The organism is Klebsiella sp. 141240 (genome assembly GCF_050600805.1).
Taxonomy (GTDB): Bacteria; Pseudomonadota; Gammaproteobacteria; order Enterobacterales; family Enterobacteriaceae; genus Klebsiella; species Klebsiella aerogenes.
Genome location: NZ_JAQIRK010000006.1, coordinates 91222 through 111651, shown reverse-complemented (window position 1 = coordinate 111651; position 20430 = coordinate 91222). Strand labels below are relative to the sequence as shown.

The following is a 20430-nucleotide window of genomic DNA, read 5'->3' as shown; positions in this document are numbered from 1 at the left end:
CCAGTCACGTACTTCAGTACCTTCCTGGGGATTCGATTTTTGTAAAAGCTAATTTCGGTTACGAGTGACTTTAATCACGTCCGGCATGACGCGAATTTTGCGCATGATATTCGCCAGATGCACGCGGTCGCGCGCGGTCAGGCGGATAAAGGCGCTGTAAACGCGGCCATCTTTTTCTTCCGTATTCAGGCTCTGAATATTGGAAGACGCGGTGTTGATTGCGGCCGTCAGGTTAGCCAGCGCGCCCTGGTGGTTGAACATATCCACCTTAATTTCGGCGATAAATTCCTGCGCAGTTTCTTTATCCCATTCGACCGCCATAAACTTCTCAGGCTCTTTCTGGTAGCCGCGGATGTTACGACAGGATTCATGGTGGATAACCAACCCTTTGCCTGGGCTGACGTGGGCGATGATCGGATCGCCTGGAATCGGACGACAGCACTTGGCGAAAGTAATCAGTACGCCGTCGGCGCCTTTAATCGGCAGATGGCCGTGATTCGACGCGTTGGCCGGCACCGGTGCGGCAGAGGCCTCGCCCTGCTGCAGATTTTTAGCTACCACGACGCTCATTGCGTTACCGAGACCGATTTCCGCCAGCAGATCGTCAAGCGTGGCCAGCTTCATGCGGTCAAGTTCGCGCTGGATGTTCTCCTGCGGGATCTCTGCCAGCTTGCGGCTGCCGCCTAACGCGTGGTTGAGCAATCGGCGGCCAAGGCTGACCGAATCGTCGCGCTTAAGGTTCTTCAGCAGTTGGCGGATTTTGGCGCGCGCTTTCGAGCTAACGACAAAGTTCAGCCATGCGGCATTCGGGCGTGCGCCCGGCGCGGTAATGATTTCGACAGTCTGACCGCTGGAGAGCGGCTGCGACAGCGGATAGGGCTGGCGGTCGACGCGCGCGCCGACGCAGGCATGGCCGATATCGGTATGCACCGCGTAGGCGAAGTCCACCGGCGTGGCGCCGGCAGGCAGTTCGACAATGCGCCCTTCCGGGGTGAAAACGTAAATCTCATCCGGGAACAGATCGGATTTAACGCTCTCGATAAATTCAAACGAACTACCGGCGCTCTGCTGCAGTTCCAGCAGGCTTTGCATCCAGCGCTGGGCGCGGATTTGCGCGGTCGTGCTGCTTTCGCCGCCGTGCTCTTTATAAGCCCAGTGTGCCGCTACCCCCATCTCCGCCATCTGGTCCATATCTTCGGTACGGATTTGCACCTCAACCGGGACGCCGTGGGGACCAATCATCGAGGTGTGCAAAGATTGATAGCCGTTCGCTTTTGGAATGGCGATGTAATCTTTGAAACGACCTGGACGCGGCTTGTAGAGGCTGTGCATTTGGCCTAGCACGCGATAGCAAATATCAGGATCGTGAACGATAACGCGGAAGGCGTAGATGTCCATGATCGAGTGAAAACGCTGCTCTTTGAGCACCATTTTGCAATAAATGGAGTACAGATGCTTTTCGCGACCGCTGACGCGGCAGGGGATCCCCGCTTCCTGTAAACGCCCTTCGATTTCAGAGAGGATCTTTTGAATCATCTCTTTACGATTACCGCGCGCTGCTTTGACCACTTCTTTAATGACGCGGTAGCGGTTAGGGTACAGCGCTTCAAAGCCCAGCTCTTCGAGCTCGGTTTTGATGTGATGGATACCTAAACGGTGCGCCAGAGGGCTATAAATTTCCAGCGTTTCGCGGGCGATGCGGCGGCGTTTATCCGGGCGTAGTGAGCCCAGGGTGCGCATGTTGTGGGTGCGGTCGGCAAGCTTGATGAGGATGACGCGGATATCCTGCACCATCGCCATGATCATTTTGCGGAAGTTTTCGGCTTGCGCCTCTTTCTTATCGCGGAACTTGAGCTTATCAAGTTTCGACACCCCCTCTACCAGTTCGGCGACGCTTTTACCAAAAAGCTGTTCCATGTCCTGGTAGGTGGCAGGGGTATCTTCAATCACATCATGCAGCAGCGCGGCCATCAGCGTTTCGTAGTCGAGTTTCATCTCGGCCAGAATGCAGGCCACCGCTACCGGGTGCGTGATATAGGGTTCACCGCTTGAACGTGTCTGACCCTCGTGAGCGTCACGTGCAACGAGATACGCCTGCCGAAGGCGCTTGATTTGCTCTTCCGGCAGGTAGTTTTGAATCAGCTGATTCAGGCTTTCAAACAGATACAAGGGCGACCCGCTGTGTGATTAACGACGACCTTCAGCAATCGCGGTAACGGCTTGTAATTCAGCGGCTTCCTGCTCTTGCTGTTCCTGGCGCTCACGTACGTCGAGGATCTGGTTGTTGATCAGACCTTCTTCGATTTCGCGCAGTGCGATAACGGTGGTTTTATCGTTTTCTTCCGGTACCAGCGGATCCTTTCCGCCTACCTGCATCTGACGAGCGCGACGCGCGGCGACCAGTACCAGGTCAAAACGGTTACCAATTTTCTCTACAGCGTCCTGAACAGTTACGCGTGCCATACTTAAAATGCTCCACAGGTGAAGAAATGACTGGGCATGATACTGAATGTGGGTTCAGTCTGCCAATAGTTTGGTGATTAAAGCGCCATGTCGCTGCTTTTGGCGGCTCATGCGCAGACGTTCAGCGCGGATAATGTTTTTCAGATCGCCTAAAGCGGTATCAAAATCATCATTCACAATAAGGTAATCATATTCCGCGTAATGGCTCATTTCTGCAACTGCCTGCGCCATACGTTTTGCGATGACTTCTTCGCTGTCCTGACCGCGGCCGCGCAGGCGGCGGTCAAGCTCGTCTTTTGACGGCGGCAGAATAAAGATACTGCGCGCGCCGGGCATTTTATTACGAATTTGCTGGGCGCCCTGCCAGTCGATATCGAGGAAAACATCGACGCCAGTCGCCAGAACCTGCTCGATAGCTTCACGAGAGGTGCCGTAATAGTTGCCGAAAACCTCTGCATGCTCAAGGAAAGCGTCTTCGCTAATCATCGATCTGAATTTATCGTGATCCACAAAGAAATAGTGTTCACCGTGAACTTCACCCGGGCGCGGATCGCGCGTGGTATGCGAAACAGAAACCTGGGAATCGTACAACGGTTGGGTTTTCAATAAAGCCTGAATCAGGCTGGATTTACCCGCGCCGCTAGGGGCGGAAACAATATAAAGCGTGCCTTGAGCCATGAGTGTCTTTTGTATGTGATTGTCGAAAGAGATGCTACATACGAGCCTATTATACACGCCGCCGCTGCGTGACGCAGTCATTGTCACACTTTTTGCCGCTGTTTCTTTCATTTTGCCTGCCGCTTTCCTGATTTCTTAAGCAGTTGCAGCAACGATGCGTAAATCCTGGAAAGCCGCTCGCAGCGTAATGATTTGCCTGTCGCCGCGGCTTCGGTCTTTAGCGCACGATGCCGCAAGGTAAAACAAGGAGGTAAAGGCATGTGCAAATGGCTGATAGCGGCAGCGTTATGGATGGCGGCGGCACTGGCAACGGCGGCCTGCCCGGCGTGGTCTTCGCAACGAGCCGGGCAGGAGATAGACCGCCTGAGCCTGCAGATTGCCGACTGGAAAGCGGCCTACTGGCAGCAGGGCAGTAGCGGAGTCAGCGACGAAGTCTACGACATGCTTTCGGCCCGGTTGGCGCAGTGGCGGCGCTGCTTCGGTGAGGAGACGCCGACTGAAGACGATCTGCCGCCGCCGCGCGGCGAAGTCAAGCACCCCATCGCGCATACCGGCGTGCGCAAGCTGCCTGACGCCATGAGCGTCGGGCGCTGGATGCGCGATAAAGCAGACCTGTGGCTACAACCAAAAGTCGACGGTGTAGCGGTGACGCTGGTATATCGCGGCGGCAGGTTAATACGGGCGATTAGCCGCGGTGACGGTCTGGCAGGGGAAGACTGGACGGCAAAAGTGCGCCAGATCCCCGGCGTACCGCAAACTACCGCAGGAGCGCTGGCAAACAGTGTATTACAGGGAGAAATTTTTCAGCTGCAAGAGGGGCATATACAAAAACAGGCGGGCGGTATGAATTCACGGGCGAAAGTGGCCGGGATACTGATGCGCAAAGCGTCGTCGGCTGAGCTGAAAACGCTGGGGCTGTTTATCTGGGCCTGGCCCGATGGCCCGGCCCAGATGCCTTCTCGTCTGGCGCTGCTTGCCGCTGGCGGGTTTCCTCTGGCGCAGCGCTATTCCCATCCGGTTAAAGATTGGCAGCAGGCTGCCGCCTGGCGGGAGCGCTGGTTTAGCTCGCCGCTGCCCTTTGTCACCGACGGCATTGTGATCCGTGCGGAAAAAGAACCCGCCGGGGGCAGTTGGCTTCCAGGACAGGGGTTCTGGGTGGTGGCCTGGAAATATCTACCGTTTTCGCAGGTGACGGAAGTGACCACTATCCAGTTTGCCATCGGGCGTAGCGGTAAAATAGCCGTTGTGGCGCATCTCGAACCGGTAAAACTGGACGACAAGCTGGTGCGGCGGGTCAATATTGGTTCGGTGTCCCGCTGGCGGCAGTTAGACATCGTCGCCGGAGACCAGGTGTTAATAAGCCTGGCCGGACAGGGGATCCCGCGTCTGGATAGCGTGGTCTGGCGGGCCAGCCAACGCGATGGGCCGCAACCGCCTTCGCCTCGCTTTCATTCCTTAACTTGTTATTTTGCGACGCCCGAGTGCGCCGGGCAGTTTCTCTCCCGCCTTGTTTGGCTATCGTCTAAGCCAGTTCTGGATATTGCAGGCGCAGGAGAGGCGCTTTGGCGCACATTAATGGAAGATCGCCACATGATACATCTTTTCTCATGGTTGGCTTGGACGCCTGAACAACTACAGAGCGTGCCAGGAATTAGCGGCGAGCGCGGCCTGCGTCTGTGGCATCAGTTCAATTTGACCCGTGAGCAGCCGTTTATTCGTTGGGTGTTGGCGCTGGGGGTACCGATACCTCAGGCCGCGCAGGCAAGCGTTGCGGCAGAAAACTGGCGGCAGCTGCGGGAGCGCAATGAGTCTCAGTGGCGACGATTACCGGGAGTGGGGCAGGAAAGGGCACGGCAGTTGGTCGTCTTTTTGCAAAACCCGGATATTGCCGCGCTGGCGCAGTGGCTCAGCGGGCAACGTATCCCGGGTTTCTGAGGAATTAATGAGCGTCGTGCTTGTAGTAGAAGACCGGCAGGCCGAGCTTCCAGCGCAGGGCGAGCATACGCGCGGTAAAGCCGAAGAGCAGCGTGGCGATGACCACTACGTCGTGGCTGCTGACGTAGTGCTGTAATGCGATATAGAGCACCGCGGCGGCAAAAGAGATACCAGCGTACAGTTCTTTCTGAAACACCAGCGGGATACGCTTACAGAACATATCGCGTAGCACGCCGCCAAAGACGCCAGTGATCACAGCGGCAATAGACGCGATTATTGGCCCTTCGCCCATATCCAGCGCGATTTGCGCGCCGATAATCGAGAACACGATCAGGCCCAGGGCATCCAGCACCAGGAACAGGCGGCGCAGGTGCGGCATCACCGGCGCGGCGATGGTAGTGAGAACGGCGGCAACCGCCACAATGATGACGTATTCCGGATGCTTCACCCAACCGAGCGGATAATGGCCGAGCAGGATGTCCCGCACGGAGCCCCCGCCGAGCGCGGTGGCGGTAGCGATAATAATTACCCCAAAAGTGTCCATCCGGCGACGCCCGGCCGCTAAGGCGCCGGTCATCGCTTCCGCCGTAATACCAATCAGATAAAGAACATGAAGCAGCATAAATCCCCCACAATGATGGGCAAAGGGTAGCGATTTGTGCGGCAGATCACGATTGAGTTTTTCTAAAGTGAGCTGATTTTCATGAAAAAAGCTAATGATGAATGATTGATATGGTCAATCACTATGGGGAGCTTGGCTTTTGCTCTTCAAAAATGAATAAGAAAAAGTAATGCTGGCCCGCGGAGCAGGCCAGCCGGGGAAGAGATTACTCGATATTCTGGATCTGCTCGCGCATCTGCTCGATCAGCACCTTCAGCTCAATCGCTGAATTGGTCACTTCGGCATTGATGGATTTGGAGGCCAGAGTGTTCGACTCGCGGTTGAATTCCTGCATCATGAAGTCGAGGCGGCGACCGACGGCTTCTTTCTTCTTCAGAATGTTGTAGGTCTCTTTAACATGCGCTTCCAGGCGATCGAGCTCTTCGGCGACGTCAATACGCTGCGCCATCAACACCAGCTCTTGCTCGAGGCGGTTGTTTTCCAGCTGCACTTCGGCGTCTTCAAGCTTGGCGACCAGGCGCTCGCGCTGCCACTGCAGGATTTCCGGCATATGGGCGCGGACTTTGCTGACTTCGGCGCTGACGCCTTCCAGACGCTGTTCGATCAGCGTTTTCAATGCCTGGCCTTCGGTCTCGCGAGCGACAATAAAATCATCCAGCGCGCCATTCAGGGCGTTGAGGATTTCAGCGGCGATGGCATCAAGGTCTTGCTCCTGAGCGGCCATCACGCCAGGCCAGCGCAGGATATCAACCGGGTTGATTTCGCCTTCATCGCTCTGCATTTTTACCCAGTTAGCGGCGTTAACCAGCTGCTTGGCCAGGTTTTCGTTAAGAATCAGCTCACCCTGGGCGCTGGGATCCTGCTCAAAACGCAGGGTACATTCGATTTTGCCGCGAGTCAGGCGAGAGCGGATGCGCTCGCGAACCACGGGTTCCAGGCTCCGGAACTGTTCCGGCAGGCGGAAGTAGGTTTCCAGATAGCGTTGGTTTACCGAGCGCAGTTCCCACGCGGCGCTACCCCAGTCACCCTTGATTTCACGCCGGGCATAGGCGGTCATACTGCGGATCATAGACGTTCCTGTTTTTAAAGGAGAGTGGGGAGGATTATAGCTTTCGAGGCCCTTTCAGGATAGGAATAAGCGCGCATTATCCACATTGGCTGGCGCGTGTCGTCGCGATGCAACTTGGCCGAATTTGTGTATAATGCGCAGCCACATTCGTTTCAAGCCGGAGAGTAATCATGCGTCCAGCAGGCCGTAGCGCTAATCAGGTGCGTCCAGTAACCCTGACCCGTAACTATACAAAACACGCTGAAGGCTCCGTGCTGGTCGAATTTGGCGACACCAAAGTGCTGTGCACCGCCTCCATCGACGAAGGCGTGCCGCGCTTCCTGAAAGGTCAGGGCCAGGGCTGGATCACCGCCGAATATGGCATGCTGCCGCGCTCCACCCATACCCGTAACGCTCGCGAAGCCGCAAAAGGCAAGCAGGGCGGCCGCACTATGGAAATTCAGCGTCTGATCGCTCGCGCGCTGCGCGCCGCGGTGGATCTGAAAGCGCTGGGCGAGTTCACCATTACGCTCGATTGCGACGTGCTGCAGGCCGATGGCGGTACCCGTACCGCGTCCATTACCGGCGCCTGCGTTGCGCTGGCCGATGCGCTGAACAAGCTGGTTGCTGCCGGTAAACTGAAAACCAACCCGATGAAGGGGATGGTGGCCGCCGTTTCCGTTGGTATCGTTAATGGTGAAGCCATTTGCGATCTGGAGTACGTGGAAGATTCCGCCGCGGAAACCGATATGAATGTGGTCATGACCGAAGACGGCCGCATTATTGAGGTGCAGGGCACGGCGGAAGGCGAGCCGTTCACCCATGAAGAGCTCCTCACTCTCCTGGCGTTAGCGCGAGGGGGAATCGAATCCATTATTACGACGCAGAAAGCGGCGTTAGAAAATTAATGATTAAGGCGACTGAGAAGTCGCCTTTTTTTTGCGCTTTATCCCTCATGACACCTGCGAAGGATAGGGCGCGTAGTCCGACAATGATGACAGTACTAAAAGGAGCGAATCCATGAAGCCGTATCAGCGCCAGTTTATTGAGTTTGCGCTTAGCAAGCAGGTTCTTAAGTTTGGCGAATTTACGCTGAAATCCGGGCGTAAAAGCCCCTATTTCTTCAACGCCGGCCTGTTTAATACCGGGCGCGATCTGGCTCTGCTGGGCCGTTTCTACGCCGAGGCGCTGGTGGATTCCGGGATCGAGTTCGACCTGCTGTTCGGCCCGGCCTATAAAGGTATCCCTATCGCCACCACCACCGCCGTCGCGCTGGCTGAGCATCATGACCGCGACCTGCCGTACTGCTTCAACCGTAAAGAAGCGAAGACCCACGGTGAAGGCGGCAACCTGGTCGGTAGCCCGCTCCAGGGCCGCGTGATGCTGGTGGACGACGTGATTACCGCCGGTACCGCAATTCGTGAATCAATGGAAATTATTCAGGCTAATGGCGCGGAGCTGGCTGGCGTACTCATTTCGCTTGATCGCCAGGAACGCGGCCGCGGCGAGATCTCTGCGATTCAGGAAGTGGAACGTGATTATGGCTGCAAAGTGATTTCTATTGTCACTCTGAAAGATCTTATCGCCTATCTGGAAGAAAAGCCTGAGATGGCTGAGCATTTGGCATCGGTACGCGCTTACCGCGAAGCCTACGGCGTCTGATGATGAGCCCGGCAGCCAGCGGCTGCCGGTATAGCCAGAGCACGCTGAGAATGTGAATGATGAGTCATGCAGCCTTGCGGCTGCATATAAAGCTTTACTGTAGTTGCGCCGCGACCAGCGGCCAGCGGGCATCGAAATCATCCGTTGGGCGGTACTTGAACTCGCTACGCACAAAACGCGACAGCATGCCTTCGCAAAATGCCAGCAGCTGGCTTGCCAGTAGCGTCTCGTCGAGGGTGTAGCCCTCTCCCTCACGCATTTTCTTTTCACGCATCACCTGACGTAATTGAACTTCGATGCGTTCAAATAGCTGGTTGATACGGCCCTGCAGACGGTCCTGTTCGAACATTAAGGCGTGGCCGGTGAGGATACGCGTCAGCCCAGGATTACGCTCGCCAAACCCAAGAATCAGCAGAACAATCAGGCGCAGACGAGCCGTGGTGTCCTTTTCATCTTTCAAAATCAAATTGATGCGCGTAATCAGACTGTCTTCAATGAACTCGATCAGGCTGTCAAACATGCGGGTTTTACTGGGAAAATGACGGTATAACGCCGCTTCGGAAACACCGACGGAGGCCGCCAGCTTCGCCGTGGTAATACGTTGGCTACCATCGCTGGATTCAAGCATCAGCGCCAGAGACTGAAGTATTTCTTCGCGACGATTCCTTTTCGCAGTTTGTTTTTCTGCCATGTTTTAAAATACCCCTGAAAATAAGCACTTGTCAGGCAGGCATCCACAAAGCGACCGCAAACCTTAGTTTGCGGTGATGTTATTGCATTATGCGCTTTGGGATGCGGGTTCCGTATAGCCGGGCTTATTTGCGCCCTGAGTGGCCGAAGCCGCCTTCGCCGCGGTCGGTGGCGTCAAACTCTTCCACCAGATTAAATTCCGCCTGTACCACCGGCACAAAGACCATCTGCGCGATGCGCTCGCCTGGTTCGATAGTAAAGCTCTGTTGGCCGCGGTTCCACACGGAAACCATCAGCTGCCCCTGGTAGTCGGAGTCGATAAGGCCGACCAGGTTGCCCAGCACCACGCCATGTTTATGGCCCAGACCAGAACGCGGCAGAATCACCGCCGCCAGAGACGGATCGGCGATATGAATCGCAAGGCCTGTTGGCAACAGGGTAGTTGCGCCCGGCGCCAGCTCTACGGCGTCGTCAAGACAGGCGCGCAGGTCAAGTCCGGCCGAGCCGGAGGTGGCATAAGTCGGCAATGGGAACTGCTTGCCAACACGCGGGTCCAGAATCTTAACGTCGATTTTTTTCATCATAACGGGTAACGATCTCGTCGAGTAATAATTGGCCCAGGAATTCCTTGCGCTCAAGTGGTAAGCGCTTATCCCCATCCTGCCAGAAAAGGTGTAATGCGTTGTTATCGCTATTAAAACCTTGATTTGGCTGAGAAACATCATTGGCGCAAATCAGGTCGAGATTTTTGCGGGCACGTTTTTGCCGGGCGTATTCTTCCACATTATTCGTTTCGGCGGCAAATCCAACAACGTACGGGCGGTGATTTTTTAGTGCGGCCACCCCGGCGACGATATCCGGATTTTTGACCATTTTTATTGTTAATTCATCACCTTGTTTTTTGATTTTCTCGTCGGCGACAATCGCTGCGCGGTAGTCGGCAACGGCGGCGCAGCCGATGAAAATATGCTGCTGTTGCACGCCATTCTGCACCGCAGCTTCCATTTCCAGCGCGGTACCCACATCTATACGTTGCACAAACGGCGGCGTCGGCAGCGACACCGGGCCGCTAACCAGCGTGACGTTCGCACCGCGTTGTGCGGCGGCGGCGGCAATCGCGAAGCCCATTTTGCCGGAGCTATGGTTGGTGATGTAGCGTACTGGGTCCAGCGGCTCGCGGGTTGGGCCCGCGGTAATCATGATGTTGAGATGTTGCAAATCTTTGACAGGCGAGAAATGCTGCGCTGCCATTTCCACGATAGTCAGCGGATCGAGCATGCGGCCCGGGCCGACGTCGCCGCAGGCCTGGCTGCCGCTATCCGGGCCCCATACCAGCAGGCCGCGTGCGGCAATAGTGGCAAGGTTGTCTTGGGTGGCGGCGGCGCGATACATCTGTTGGTTCATCGCCGGGACGACGGCCACCGGCGAGGGCGTAGCCAGGCAAATCGTGGAGACCAGATCGTTCGCCATACCGGAGGCGACGCGGGCGATTAAATCGGCGGTTGCCGGGGCAAGGATAACCAGATCGGCCCACTTGCCCAGTTCAATATGGCCCATTGCCGCTTCGGCAGCCGGATCCAGCAGGCTATCGGAGACCGGATAACCGGAAACCGCCTGCAGGCTCAACGGGGTAATAAAGGCCTTGGCGGCTTCCGTCATGGCGACGCGTACATCGGCGCCGCGTTCTCGCAGTCGGCGCACCAGTTCCGGCGTTTTATAGGCGGCGATGCCGCCGCTCACGCCAAGAACGATTTTTTTACCAGCCAGACTCATCATGATTTTGTCCTGTTGAAATACACCAGAATCCGCGCATCTTATCACAATCCCTGTGGCATCGTGCGTATGCCGGGCACTCACTTTGCGAGCGGCTACGCAGGCCCTGAAATCACCGGTCGGCAGCGCGGAAAGGGTATGCCAGGATGGGTGATGGACGGATAAGGAGACAGGGTAATGGATATACAGGAATCATTGATGCCGCGGGAAAAAATGCTGCGCGACGGCATTGAAACGTTGAGTGATGTTGAGCTGCTGGCGTTGTTTCTGCGTACCGGTACACGTACTCAGGATGTGCTGGCTTTTTCACACAGCTTGCTACAGCGCTTCGGTTCGCTGTACGGACTGTTATCGGCTGAGATAGAACAATTTGCAGATATCGACGGTATCGGTATAGCAAAATATGCGCAACTTAAAGGTATTGCCGAGCTGGCGCGGCGCTATTTTAGCCTGCGGATGAGAGAAGAACCGTCGCTGGTGACGCCGCTCATGACGTGAGAATTTTTACAAAGCCAGCTCGCCGATGAAGAGCGGGAGATCTTTATGGCGATCTTTTTAGATAATCAGAACCGGGTATTGAAACATAGCCGCCTTTTTTCTGGTACTCTTAGCCACGTAGAGGTGCATCCGCGAGAAATTGTACGCGAAGCAATCAAAGTGAACGCCGCCGCGGTGATCCTTGCCCATAATCATCCTTCAGGTAGTCCTGAACCGAGTAAGTCGGATAAGTTGATGACCGACAGGGTGGTTAAGTGTTGTAGATTCATGGAGATACGCGTGCTTGATCATCTGATTATTGGCCGCGGCGCGTACGTCTCTTTTGCCGAACGTGGCTGGATTTAGCCCCGATCATGCGATCTATCGGGATCTTTGTCTGTTCGGGACTTGAGCACACCGCCGAGTCAGCGTATACTACGCCACCTTTGAGAATCTCGGGTTTGGCATTTGGGCCTGGCAATCGAGAGTTCAATAGAACTATGCGATGACCGGGCTGTAAAGCCTGACGAGGCGCCAATACCCCATACGAAGCTCGAGCTAATTTGATTTTTGGAGAATAGACATGTCCCGAGTCTGCCAAGTTACTGGCAAGCGTCCGGTGACCGGTAACAACCGTTCCCACGCACTGAACGCGACTAAACGCCGTTTCCTGCCGAACCTGCACTCTCACCGTTTCTGGGTTGAGAGCGAGAAGCGTTTTGTCACCCTGCGCGTATCTGCTAAAGGTATGCGTGTAATCGATAAGAAAGGCATCGATACAGTTCTGTCTGAACTGCGTGCCCGTGGCGAAAAGTACTAAGTACTTAGAGGAAATAAATCATGGCTAAAGGTATTCGTGAGAAAATCAAGCTGGTTTCTTCCGCTGGTACTGGTCACTTCTATACCACCACGAAGAACAAGCGTACCAAACCGGAAAAAATGGAACTGAAAAAGTACGATCCGGTTGTACGTCAGCACGTTATCTACAAAGAAGCTAAAATCAAATAATTTTAGTCTCCTTGTACTAAAACCCCGCCCCGGCGGGGTTTTTTGTTTTATGCTTCATCCTTCGAGCTACAGGTGCGTTGGCTGCATGCGTTCAGTCTGGCCGCTTGCTTTATTAAGCCTTCCGGCCTCTCTTCCCGCTGCCTCCCTGTCACCCGAAACTGTGTGGTTAAGAGGAAAAAAATGCCTGAATTACCCGAAGTCGAAACCAGCCGTCGCGGCATTGAGCCGCATCTGGTGGGCGCTAACATCCTGCATGCCGTAGTGCGCAACGGGCGCCTGCGTTGGCCAGTATCCGAAGAGATTTACCGCCTCAGCGACGAACCGGTGCTGAGCGTGCGCCGACGCGCCAAATACCTGCTGCTGGAGCTGCGTCACGGCTGGATCATTATTCATCTTGGCATGTCCGGCAGCCTGCGCATCCTCAGTGAAGAGCAGCCGGCTGAAAAACACGACCACGTCGACCTGGTGCTGAGTAACGGTAAAGTGCTGCGCTATACCGATCCTCGCCGCTTTGGCGCCTGGCTATGGACCAAAGAGCTGGATGGTCATCCGGTGCTGGCGCATCTCGGCCCGGAGCCGCTAAGCGATGAATTCAACGCCGACTATCTCCAGCAGCGTTGCGCGAAGAAGAAAACCGCCATTAAACCCTGGCTGATGGATAACAAGCTGGTGGTGGGCGTGGGGAATATCTACGCCAGCGAATCACTGTTTTCCGCCGGGATCCATCCCGATCGGCTGGCCTCGTCGCTCTCGCATCAAGAGTGCGAGTGGTTAGTGAAGATGATTAAGCTGGTGCTGCTACGCTCAATTGAGCAAGGTGGAACGACGCTGAAGGATTTCCTGCAAAGCGACGGCAAACCGGGATATTTCGCCCAGGAGCTACAGGTTTATGGCCGCAAAGGCGAGCCGTGCCGGATCTGCGGTACGCCGATTATCGCCAGCAAACACGCTCAGCGAGCGACCTTTTATTGCCGCCAGTGTCAGAAGTAGTGGAGAGGGTTGGGGATTATGCCAGGCCGGGTAAGCTGGTAGCCCCGCTACGTGCAGCGCGAGCGGGGCAGGAAATGCCTACTTCAGCTTATTTAACAACGCCTGATGTACGTTAGGCGGCAGGAAGTGGGAGACGTCGCCCTGGTGGCGCGCCACTTCCTTAACCAGCGATGAAGAGATAAACGACCACTCTTTGCACGGCATCAGGAACACGCTTTCCAGCGTGGGCATCAGATGGCGGTTCATGTGCGCCAGCTGCATTTCATATTCGAAATCCGCCACTGCCCGCAGGCCGCGGATTAAAATATTCGCCTGCTGCGCGCGGGCGAAATTGGCCATCAAATCGCTAAAGCCAATCACCTCAACGTTGACCAGATGCGCCGTTGCCTGCTCCGCCAGCGCAATTCGTTCATCGAGGCTGAACATCGGTTTTTTGCTCGGGCTGGCGGCGATAGCCAGCAAAACTTTATCAAACATGCCTGCGGCGCGGGTGACGATATCGATATGGCCGTTGGTGATAGGGTCAAAGGTGCCCGGATAGATCGCTTTTGTGCCCATAATTACACTTTCTCCGAGTAGCCGCGGCTCAGTGCCCACAGCTCGGTGTATTTATTAAACGTGTATTGCGCATTGACTACCGCCAGCAGCCAACCCTGTTTTCCATCCAGCACGCCGCCGCGCAGCAGCAGCGTTTTGACGAAGGCGCCCAGCGTATGGCTGAAAATCCCCGCCATCGAGGTCTTCTTGCCCTTCTGATGGCGCTCAAGCGCCCAGGCCGCGGCATAAGCGAGCTGTTTCTGCTGGAAGCCGGAGAAATCGCGGCAGGTCAGGTGCAGCAGATCGCCGCTGAGCGGCACCACTTCGGCCCCAAGGCTATCCAAAGATTCATGCACCAGATTATCGTTATAGCGGTAACGCGCGCGTTCGTACAGGCGCATCACCCGATCGGGATACCAGCCGCTGTGGCGCATAAAGCGTCCGAGGAAGTAGTTACGCCGGGCGATACTGTAGATAACGCCGCGCTGCGGCGCGTCCAGTACCTTGAGGATAGCCTCTTTTAGTTCCGGCGTAACGCGCTCGTCGGTATCAATCATCAGCACCCAGTCGTGGGTGGCGAAGTCTTGCGCGCGCTGGCGCTGAATGCCGTAGCCTTGCCAGTCGGTATTGCTATAGACCTGGGCGCCGAGGCTACGGGCCAGTTCGACGGTATTGTCGGTACTGCCGGAGTCCAGTACCACCACTTCATCCGCCCAGCTTACCGATGCCAGGCAATCGGCGAGCAGGTCGGCGGCGTTTTTGGCGATCATCACGACGGAGAGTCGGGTCGACATTAGTGGCTCCGCTGCGGCAGGTAGGGTTGCAGTAACTGTAGCAGACGCGACAGCGCGCCCTGGTTTTGATGCAGCACTTCCACCGCGTGGCGGCCGTACCACAGTCGATAATCTTCGTCGGTCAGCAGGGTAGAAACCTCTCTGACCAGCGAGTCGGCGTCCGTGACGGTGATCAGGCCATCGTCCTGCTGCAGCTTGGCGCAGATATCTTTAAAGTTGAAGGTGTGCGGGCCCATCAGCACCGGAATAGCATGGGCGGCGGGTTCGAGCGGATTATGCCCGCCGCGTTCTACCAGGCTGCCGCCGACGAATGCCAGGTCGGCAATGCCGTAGAGCAGCATCAGTTCGCCCATGGTATCGCCAATCACCACCTGGGTGCTGTTAGACGGAATTTCACCGGTGCTGCGCATGGTGAAGCTCATACCGGCCTTTTGCACCATATCGCGAGCGTCGCCGAAGCGTTCCGGATGGCGCGGTACGAGGATTAATAGCAGGTCGGGGAAGGTTTCCAGCAGTTTTTTATGCGCCTGCAGGATGATTTGTTCTTCGCCATCGTGGGTACTGGTGGCTATCCACACTTTACGGTGCGGCGCCCACTGGCGACGCAGGGTAACGGCGCGGGCCGCCAGTTCAGGGGTGACGGAGATATCGAATTTCAAGCTGCCGGTGACCGCCAGTTGGTTACGTTTAAGGCCGAGCGCGAGGAAGCGGTTGCCGTCTTCTTCATTCTGCGCGGCGATAAGCGTGATACGGCTGAGCAGGCGGCGCATGAAGCCGCCGAGTTTGGCATAGCCTTTCGCGGAACGTTCTGACAGGCGCGCGTTGGCGATCACCAGCGGAATTTTACGCTTATGTAGCGCGCTGACCATATTCGGCCACAGCTCGGTTTCCATCACGATGACCAGTTTCGGCTGCACGCTGTTGAGGAAACGGTTCATGGCGCAGGGGAGGTCATACGGCAGATAGACGTGGTGAACATCTTTGCCAAAAGCGGACATGGCGCGTTCAGAACCGGTCGGCGTCATGGTCGTGACGGTGATCGGCAGTGACGGATAACGATGGCGTAGCGCGCGCACCAGCGGGATAGCCGCCAGCGTTTCACCGACGGAAACGGAGTGCAGCAGAATGCCATCCGGCACTACCTTGTTTTGACAGAAGCCATAACGTTCAGCCCAGCGTTTACGGTAGGCCGGCGCCTTACGGCTGCGCAGCAGCAGTCGCAGCCATACCAGCGGCTGAATGAGGTAGAGTAGGGTGGTATAAAGCAATTCCAAACTATTTATCCGTTTTAGGTTTTTTGCGGGCAAATTCTAAGCATTTAACCCGCGTAAAGCTATCTCTTTGGCGGAAACCGAGGGATTTCGGCCTATGCGGCGTTGAGATAGCGCTTAATGCGCAAATAGCGGCGTCCCAGACGCCAGCGTAAACGGAACGTGCAGGCGTTAGTCCAGATCAGGCGCCAGATGCCGCGTTCGAAGAATTCTTTGATGATAATATGCTTTTTCGACTCATCTTTCATGCAGTCGAAGGTATGAATAATCCCCAACCCCTCTTTGGCTATCTGCCAGCGGCAGGCGGAAATGTGCCGTACCTTGTCCGGATAGCGTTGGTTGATGGCACTGAGCATCTCGAGGATCTTCATATAATGGCGCGCTGAGCGCATCAGCGTATCGTCGTTGTCTGGCTTATGCGACACCGATTCCGAGTGAATGTAATAGTCGTAAAATTGCTCGCTGGTGTACTGCACGCGTTCGGCGGCCAGCAATGCTTCCGTCGTCCAGGGAATATCCTGATGGCGCAGGCCCGGCTCAAAGTGGAAATGGTGCTGGTTAATAAAATCACGGCGATAGATGTTCAGCCAGGTGACGTGCAGGAACTTACGCGAGTCGAGCGCCTGCTTTAGCCAGACGTAACCCGGCAGGACGCCTGTGGACTGCAGGCGTTCCGGCGGGAAAATTGGGTGGATATCGTCGCGGCTTTCGTACACATAGCGGCCATTACAGGTCGCGACATCGAGATTGCCCTTCTCGGCCATTTCCAGCAGCGTGCGGTACATGCCGGGATAGAACTTATCGTCAATATCCGGGAAGGCGAGGTATTTACCCCTTGCCGCCGCCATACCGGTATTACGCGCTACCGAGACGCCCTGATTCTCCTGCTCCAGCACGGTCACGTTCTGCAGCCTGTCTTTCCATTGGTCGATAACCGCCAGGCTACCGTCGGTAGAACCGTCGTTCACCAGGATCAGCTCATAGCTTGCCAACTGCTGTTGTTCGAGGCATTCAAAGAATTGCGCAAGGAATTTTTCACCGTTATACACGGCGGCCACGATGCTCAATAAAGGCGTTTGACTCATAACTCATTCGATCCTGGTTAAAAAACGACGTCAGGCGCTGCGCAACTGACGGTACTGTTGGCAAATCGACTCTACGCTGAATTTTTCCAGCGCGGCGGAATCAATGGCCGGCGGGCTATGGTAAATGCTTTGCATCGTCTGGGCTAGCGCAGAACTGTTGAGATCGGCCAGACCGCGGGACAGCTCGCCGCTGAGGATCTCGCTGACCCCGCCAGGACAGCGGGTGCTGGCAACCGGCGTATTCAGCAGTAGCGCTTCAACAATGACGTTGCCAAACCCTTCGCTGTCGGAGCTGAGCGTTAGCATTCTCGCATGTTTAATCCACGGCAGCGGGTTGGGCTGAAAGCCTTTAAACAGCACCCGATCGCCGACCTGCAGCTGCTGGGCCAGTTGACGAAGCCGCTGTTCCTGCTCCGGTTTTCCCTGACCGAGCAGGACCAGCGGCGCGTCGATACCGCTTTGGGCGTAGGCTTCAATCAGCCGGTCATGGCGTTTACCCGGATGGAAGCGGCCGACGTGGATAACATAGTCCCCTTGAGGAATATCGGCCGGCGCCTCTGCCGCCGCGCGAATGGCGGCGATATCGAACGGGTTATAGATGGTTTTAAGCTGTGCCGGGCGAAGCGCGAACTGCTCAACTAAATCCTTTCCAACCGCATCGGAAACGGCCACCACGTTGCGTCCCTGGTATACCCGCTTGATTTTCTGCTGCTTCATCCAGCGGTCAAAACCGCTGCGATGGCCAAGATAAGAGGTAGAGAAAACGCCGTGCAGACAGAACCAGACGTTTCGCCCCTGCAATGCCCGGCTGCGGGCGACGATGCGATCGGTTTTGTGCAGATTTGAAAGTACCAGATCGAAGCGACCATGCTGTTCTGCTTGTTCAATCGCGCGATCAAGCTGGCGCGCGCGGCGGGAGAGTTCCGTTAGCTTGCGCCACGGTTTGCGGCAGCGGTCGGCGATAATCTGATAATCGAGCCCTTCCGGCAGCGGATAATCGCAGACGTCGCGCAGCGAAAACAGCGATACCTGTTCGCCCTGGCTAAGAAAATGTTCCGCCAGCGTGAGCACGACTTTTTCCGCGCCGCCGCCCGGCAGACCGTCGATAACAAACAATATACGCATCGTTATTTCACCAGATCCTGATAGAGGGAAAGCAGCTGCGTCGACAGTCGCTCGCTAGTGCAATCCATAATACGTTCGCGGGCGCGTGCGCCTTCAGCGGAGCCCAGCGCGCGCGCGGGCAGCGCCATAACAGCCTGCTGTAACGCGGCAATATCCAGCGCGTCGCAAACGTAGCCGTTATCGCCCTCGGTGATGAACTCCGCGCCGCCGCAGCCGGTGGTGGTGATAACCGGCAGACCGCAGGCCATCGCCTCAAGGATCACATTCGGGAACGGGTCGTATAGCGTTGGCAGCAGTAGACCATCGGCCATCTGATAGAACGGTAGCGTTTCGGACTGCATGCCGAAGAAGCGCACGCGATCTTCGCAGTTCAGCGATTTTGCTAGCTGTTGATAGCGGTTCTGTTCTTTATCTTTGCCGACCACCAACAGATAACGGTCGGTGGGGGCGATGGCGCGGATTGCCGCATCCAGCCCTTTTCGTTCAAATCCGGAACCGACATAAATCAGGCAGCTTGCCTGCAGCGGTAGCTGCCATTTGGCGCGTAAAGCGGCAAAGGTTTCTTCGCCTGGCGGCAGAAACCGCTGGTTATCAATAGCGTTGTAGATGACGTGGATTTTGTCAGCCGGCAGGCCGAAGTCTTCAATGATTTCCTGCTTAATCATCTCCGCATTGCAAATCACCCCGCGCAGGTGCGCGTCCTGATACATCTCGCGTTCCGCCTGCATCACATAACGGTGGTAGCGGTCGGCGAACAGCAGGCGGCTTTTCCAGGCCGGTAAAATGCGCGAGCGCTGCTGCAGCCAGCGGCGATGGACGCCGTCGCCAGCGCGGTAGAGATCGCAACCCGGAATACGCTCATGGCTTTGCACCAGGTCGAATGATTCACTCTGCCAGAGCGCGCGCGCGGCGTTGGCGAAACCGCGTTCCCGGCTGATGCGCCCCCATTTGCGCGGGTTGCAGATGTGAATATGCCAGTCCGGTTTGACAGGCCCTTGCCACTCGCGGGTGATGACGTTCAGTTCCAGATTACTGCTGTCGAGGGCTTCCAGCGCGCGGGAGACAAAGCGCTCCGCGCCGCCGTCAGGGCGATACTTTTGCCGTACCAGAGCCAGCCGGAATTTACTCATGCCAGTACCTTTTTCGCCGCCGCGATGACCGCGTCGGTAGGGATTAAATCAAGATAGCGTTCTTCGGTGTTGGTGTTGATGTCGTCAGGGTCGGGCAGCGGGCCGAAGTCGCCTGCCCAAATAACCTCGCCTTTCGCCTGCCACGGCCGCCAGAAGGTCAGCTTTGATGGGCCAAATAACGCGACGAGCGGCGTACCCAGGGCTGCCGCCATATGCATCGGCACCGAATCTACGCCGATAAACAGGCGGGCGTGATCGATAACCGCGGCCAGCTGGCGGAGCGTCAACTGGCCGGCTAACGAGTGCAGTCGCGCCTGCGGGCAGCCGCTGATGATGTTCTCTACCATCTGCTTTTCTTTGGCGTCAGGGCCAGAGGTAAGCACCACCGCGTAGCCTTCTGCTGACAGCGCATTAATCAGCGTGCTCATGCGCTCTTCGCGCCAGCATTTAAAGAACCAGCGCGAAGTCGGCTGAATCACGATGTAATTTTCCTGGAAGCCATCCGGCAGCAGCGCGCGGCTGTAGGCCCAGTCAGATTCGCTGTAGCCCATCCGCGCCGGCGCATCGTTTATCTCAAGCCCCAGCGGCGCCAGAATAGAGAGGTTTTGCTGCACCGTATGCAGCTGATTGTGCTGCTGGGTAGAAGCAAGCGCGGTGTGGCAGTATCGCCAGAACGGATGACGGCGCTTAGGGAAATCGAAACCGATGCGCGTCGGCGCGCCGGTTAATTTGCTAATGATCGCGCTGGGCCATTGATCGGCAAGGTTGAGCACCATGTCGTAGCGCTGCTGGCGCAGGCTGCGAATGAGCTGCCATTCCATCTTAAGCTGATGCCGCTTGCCCTGCTTTTTCCAGCTGCGATCGATCGCGTAAATCTGGTTAATCTCCGGGTTTGCCGCCAGCATATCCCTGGTCTCAGCATACAGCAGTACATCGACGCGAGCGGCGGGATACTGCTGTTTGAGCGCGTTTACAAGCGGGGTGATCAGCAACATGTCGCCGTGGTGGCGCAGCTTAATGACCAGGATCCGCGCCGGGTTCTGCTGGCCGGGGGAGAGGGTTTCAGGCGTCATACTCTGTTCTTCATCCAGGATAAGGGTTCCGATTCTAGGGGATCGCGTAGATTGAGAGAAGCGTTGTAT

At 56.3% G+C, this 20430-nt stretch carries 21 protein-coding genes and 1 pseudogene; 7 read left to right on the top strand and 15 right to left on the bottom strand.

Features of this window, described 5'->3' with window-relative positions; genetic code table 11:
* Window positions 1-48 precede the first annotated feature (48 nt).
* From spoT to gmk, 3 genes are read right to left on the bottom strand one after another with little or no spacing between them, the layout of a single operon-like run.
* Window positions 49-2169 carry a bifunctional GTP diphosphokinase/guanosine-3',5'-bis pyrophosphate 3'-pyrophosphohydrolase gene (gene spoT, locus PGQ95_RS13350; RefSeq protein WP_087858926.1) on the bottom strand — a complete coding sequence of 707 codons (2121 nt, stop codon included), beginning with the start codon at window positions 2167-2169 and terminating at the stop codon, window positions 49-51.
* An 18-nt stretch (window positions 2170-2187) separates the two neighbouring features.
* Window positions 2188-2463 (bottom strand): DNA-directed RNA polymerase subunit omega, encoded by a 276-nt coding sequence (gene rpoZ / locus PGQ95_RS13345; RefSeq protein WP_000135058.1) that lies wholly within the window; start codon window positions 2461-2463, stop codon window positions 2188-2190.
* Between the two features lie 54 nt (window positions 2464-2517).
* Window positions 2518-3141, bottom strand: a complete 624-nt coding sequence (gmk, locus tag PGQ95_RS13340) for a guanylate kinase (protein WP_045375273.1) — start codon at window positions 3139-3141, stop codon at window positions 2518-2520.
* A 258-nt stretch (window positions 3142-3399) separates the two neighbouring features.
* On the opposite strand from gmk, the gene ligB reads away from it, so the two are divergent.
* A complete protein-coding gene (gene ligB, locus PGQ95_RS13335; RefSeq protein WP_430918370.1) occupies window positions 3400-5076 on the top strand; it encodes an NAD-dependent DNA ligase LigB in 1677 nt (558 codons plus the stop codon).
* A 4-nt stretch (window positions 5077-5080) separates the two neighbouring features.
* On the opposite strand, the gene PGQ95_RS13330 is transcribed toward ligB, so the two are convergent.
* Both PGQ95_RS13330 and PGQ95_RS13325 read right to left on the bottom strand, forming a co-directional pair.
* The gene (locus PGQ95_RS13330; RefSeq protein WP_015703812.1) at window positions 5081-5698 is read right to left on the bottom strand and encodes a trimeric intracellular cation channel family protein; all 618 of its coding nucleotides are present in this window, start codon (window positions 5696-5698) and stop codon (window positions 5081-5083) included.
* A 205-nt stretch (window positions 5699-5903) separates the two neighbouring features.
* A complete protein-coding gene (locus tag PGQ95_RS13325) occupies window positions 5904-6767 on the bottom strand; it encodes a YicC/YloC family endoribonuclease (protein ID WP_045390591.1) in 864 nt (287 codons plus the stop codon).
* Between the two features lie 170 nt (window positions 6768-6937).
* Between PGQ95_RS13325 and rph the strand changes: the two genes are divergently transcribed.
* Together rph and pyrE are read left to right on the top strand one after the other, a co-directional pair.
* Entirely contained in the window at window positions 6938-7654 is a 717-nt protein-coding gene (gene rph, locus PGQ95_RS13320; RefSeq protein WP_045390593.1) for a ribonuclease PH, read from the top strand.
* Between the two features lie 112 nt (window positions 7655-7766).
* Window positions 7767-8408: an orotate phosphoribosyltransferase gene (gene pyrE / locus PGQ95_RS13315; RefSeq protein ID WP_015703811.1), complete on the top strand. Its 642-nt coding sequence runs from the start codon at window positions 7767-7769 to the stop codon at window positions 8406-8408.
* 94 nt (window positions 8409-8502) lie between these two features.
* On the opposite strand, the gene slmA is transcribed toward pyrE, so the two are convergent.
* The 3 genes from slmA to coaBC all read right to left on the bottom strand — a co-directional run bounded on the left by slmA (window position 8503) and on the right by coaBC (window position 10871).
* On the bottom strand, window positions 8503-9099 hold the full coding sequence (gene slmA, locus PGQ95_RS13310; protein ID WP_015369151.1) for a nucleoid occlusion factor SlmA: 597 nt from the start codon (window positions 9097-9099) through the stop codon (window positions 8503-8505).
* A 124-nt stretch (window positions 9100-9223) separates the two neighbouring features.
* Window positions 9224-9682, bottom strand: coding sequence for a dUTP diphosphatase (dut, locus tag PGQ95_RS13305; RefSeq protein WP_020077682.1), 459 nt, complete (start codon window positions 9680-9682; stop codon window positions 9224-9226).
* Entirely contained in the window at window positions 9660-10871 is a 1212-nt protein-coding gene (gene coaBC, locus PGQ95_RS13300) for a bifunctional phosphopantothenoylcysteine decarboxylase/phosphopantothenate--cysteine ligase CoaBC (RefSeq protein ID WP_430918449.1), read from the bottom strand. The genes dut and coaBC overlap by 23 nt, the downstream gene beginning before the upstream one ends.
* Before the next feature lie 177 nt (window positions 10872-11048).
* On the opposite strand from coaBC, the pseudogene radC reads away from it, so the two are divergent.
* The 4 genes and pseudogenes from radC (at window position 11049) to mutM (ending at window position 13346) form a co-directional block, all read left to right on the top strand.
* Window positions 11049-11714 (top strand): annotated as a pseudogene (gene radC, locus PGQ95_RS13295) (RadC family protein).
* Window positions 11715-11931: 217 nt separating this feature from the next.
* Window positions 11932-12168: a 50S ribosomal protein L28 gene (gene rpmB, locus PGQ95_RS13290; RefSeq protein WP_002436699.1), complete on the top strand. Its 237-nt coding sequence runs from the start codon at window positions 11932-11934 to the stop codon at window positions 12166-12168.
* Between the two features lie 20 nt (window positions 12169-12188).
* Window positions 12189-12356, top strand: coding sequence for a 50S ribosomal protein L33 (rpmG, locus tag PGQ95_RS13285; RefSeq protein ID WP_002922510.1), 168 nt, complete (start codon window positions 12189-12191; stop codon window positions 12354-12356).
* 180 nt (window positions 12357-12536) lie between these two features.
* Window positions 12537-13346: a bifunctional DNA-formamidopyrimidine glycosylase/DNA-(apurinic or apyrimidinic site) lyase gene (gene mutM / locus PGQ95_RS13280; RefSeq protein ID WP_015369156.1), complete on the top strand. Its 810-nt coding sequence runs from the start codon at window positions 12537-12539 to the stop codon at window positions 13344-13346.
* A gap of 78 nt (window positions 13347-13424) precedes the next feature.
* On the opposite strand, the gene coaD is transcribed toward mutM, so the two are convergent.
* The 7 genes from coaD to rfaQ all read right to left on the bottom strand — a co-directional run bounded on the left by coaD (window position 13425) and on the right by rfaQ (window position 20361).
* On the bottom strand, window positions 13425-13904 hold the full coding sequence (gene coaD / locus PGQ95_RS13275; protein ID WP_015703808.1) for a pantetheine-phosphate adenylyltransferase: 480 nt from the start codon (window positions 13902-13904) through the stop codon (window positions 13425-13427).
* A 2-nt stretch (window positions 13905-13906) separates the two neighbouring features.
* Window positions 13907-14677: a glycosyltransferase family 2 protein gene (locus PGQ95_RS13270; protein WP_087858930.1), complete on the bottom strand. Its 771-nt coding sequence runs from the start codon at window positions 14675-14677 to the stop codon at window positions 13907-13909.
* Window positions 14677-15951 (bottom strand): lipid IV(A) 3-deoxy-D-manno-octulosonic acid transferase, encoded by a 1275-nt coding sequence (gene waaA, locus PGQ95_RS13265; RefSeq protein ID WP_087858931.1) that lies wholly within the window; start codon window positions 15949-15951, stop codon window positions 14677-14679. Before waaA ends, PGQ95_RS13270 begins: the two co-directional genes overlap by 1 nt.
* Before the next feature lie 92 nt (window positions 15952-16043).
* Window positions 16044-17033: a glycosyltransferase gene (locus PGQ95_RS13260; protein ID WP_087858932.1), complete on the bottom strand. Its 990-nt coding sequence runs from the start codon at window positions 17031-17033 to the stop codon at window positions 16044-16046.
* A 30-nt stretch (window positions 17034-17063) separates the two neighbouring features.
* The gene (locus PGQ95_RS13255) at window positions 17064-18158 is read right to left on the bottom strand and encodes a glycosyltransferase (protein WP_430918368.1); all 1095 of its coding nucleotides are present in this window, start codon (window positions 18156-18158) and stop codon (window positions 17064-17066) included.
* 2 nt (window positions 18159-18160) lie between these two features.
* Window positions 18161-19288: a glycosyltransferase family 4 protein gene (locus PGQ95_RS13250; RefSeq protein ID WP_087858934.1), complete on the bottom strand. Its 1128-nt coding sequence runs from the start codon at window positions 19286-19288 to the stop codon at window positions 18161-18163.
* On the bottom strand, window positions 19285-20361 hold the full coding sequence (rfaQ, locus tag PGQ95_RS13245) for a putative lipopolysaccharide heptosyltransferase III (protein WP_213794209.1): 1077 nt from the start codon (window positions 20359-20361) through the stop codon (window positions 19285-19287). The genes PGQ95_RS13250 and rfaQ overlap by 4 nt, the downstream gene beginning before the upstream one ends.
* Window positions 20362-20430: the final 69 nt, after the last annotated feature.

Bases quoted from the DNA above. Each gene is read 5' to 3' on its own strand.
- rpoZ (WP_000135058.1), bottom strand. From the start codon at position 2,463: ATGGCACGCGTAACTGTTCAGGACGCTGTAGAGAAAATTGGTAACCGT.
- gmk (WP_045375273.1), bottom strand. From the start codon at position 3,141: ATGGCTCAAGGCACGCTTTATATTGTTTCCGCCCCTAGCGGCGCGGGT.
- ligB (WP_430918370.1), top strand. From the start codon at position 3,400: ATGTGCAAATGGCTGATAGCGGCAGCGTTATGGATGGCGGCGGCACTG.
- PGQ95_RS13330 (WP_015703812.1), bottom strand. From the start codon at position 5,698: ATGCTGCTTCATGTTCTTTATCTGATTGGTATTACGGCGGAAGCGATG.
- PGQ95_RS13325 (WP_045390591.1), bottom strand. From the start codon at position 6,767: ATGATCCGCAGTATGACCGCCTATGCCCGGCGTGAAATCAAGGGTGAC.
- rph (WP_045390593.1), top strand. From the start codon at position 6,938: ATGCGTCCAGCAGGCCGTAGCGCTAATCAGGTGCGTCCAGTAACCCTG.
- pyrE (WP_015703811.1), top strand. From the start codon at position 7,767: ATGAAGCCGTATCAGCGCCAGTTTATTGAGTTTGCGCTTAGCAAGCAG.
- slmA (WP_015369151.1), bottom strand. From the start codon at position 9,099: ATGGCAGAAAAACAAACTGCGAAAAGGAATCGTCGCGAAGAAATACTT.
- dut (WP_020077682.1), bottom strand. From the start codon at position 9,682: ATGATGAAAAAAATCGACGTTAAGATTCTGGACCCGCGTGTTGGCAAG.
- coaBC (WP_430918449.1), bottom strand. From the start codon at position 10,871: ATGAGTCTGGCTGGTAAAAAAATCGTTCTTGGCGTGAGCGGCGGCATC.
- rpmB (WP_002436699.1), top strand. From the start codon at position 11,932: ATGTCCCGAGTCTGCCAAGTTACTGGCAAGCGTCCGGTGACCGGTAAC.
- rpmG (WP_002922510.1), top strand. From the start codon at position 12,189: ATGGCTAAAGGTATTCGTGAGAAAATCAAGCTGGTTTCTTCCGCTGGT.
- mutM (WP_015369156.1), top strand. From the start codon at position 12,537: ATGCCTGAATTACCCGAAGTCGAAACCAGCCGTCGCGGCATTGAGCCG.
- coaD (WP_015703808.1), bottom strand. From the start codon at position 13,904: ATGGGCACAAAAGCGATCTATCCGGGCACCTTTGACCCTATCACCAAC.
- PGQ95_RS13270 (WP_087858930.1), bottom strand. From the start codon at position 14,677: ATGTCGACCCGACTCTCCGTCGTGATGATCGCCAAAAACGCCGCCGAC.
- PGQ95_RS13260 (WP_087858932.1), bottom strand. From the start codon at position 17,033: ATGAGTCAAACGCCTTTATTGAGCATCGTGGCCGCCGTGTATAACGGT.
- PGQ95_RS13255 (WP_430918368.1), bottom strand. From the start codon at position 18,158: ATGCGTATATTGTTTGTTATCGACGGTCTGCCGGGCGGCGGCGCGGAA.
- PGQ95_RS13250 (WP_087858934.1), bottom strand. From the start codon at position 19,288: ATGAGTAAATTCCGGCTGGCTCTGGTACGGCAAAAGTATCGCCCTGAC.
- rfaQ (WP_213794209.1), bottom strand. From the start codon at position 20,361: ATGACGCCTGAAACCCTCTCCCCCGGCCAGCAGAACCCGGCGCGGATC.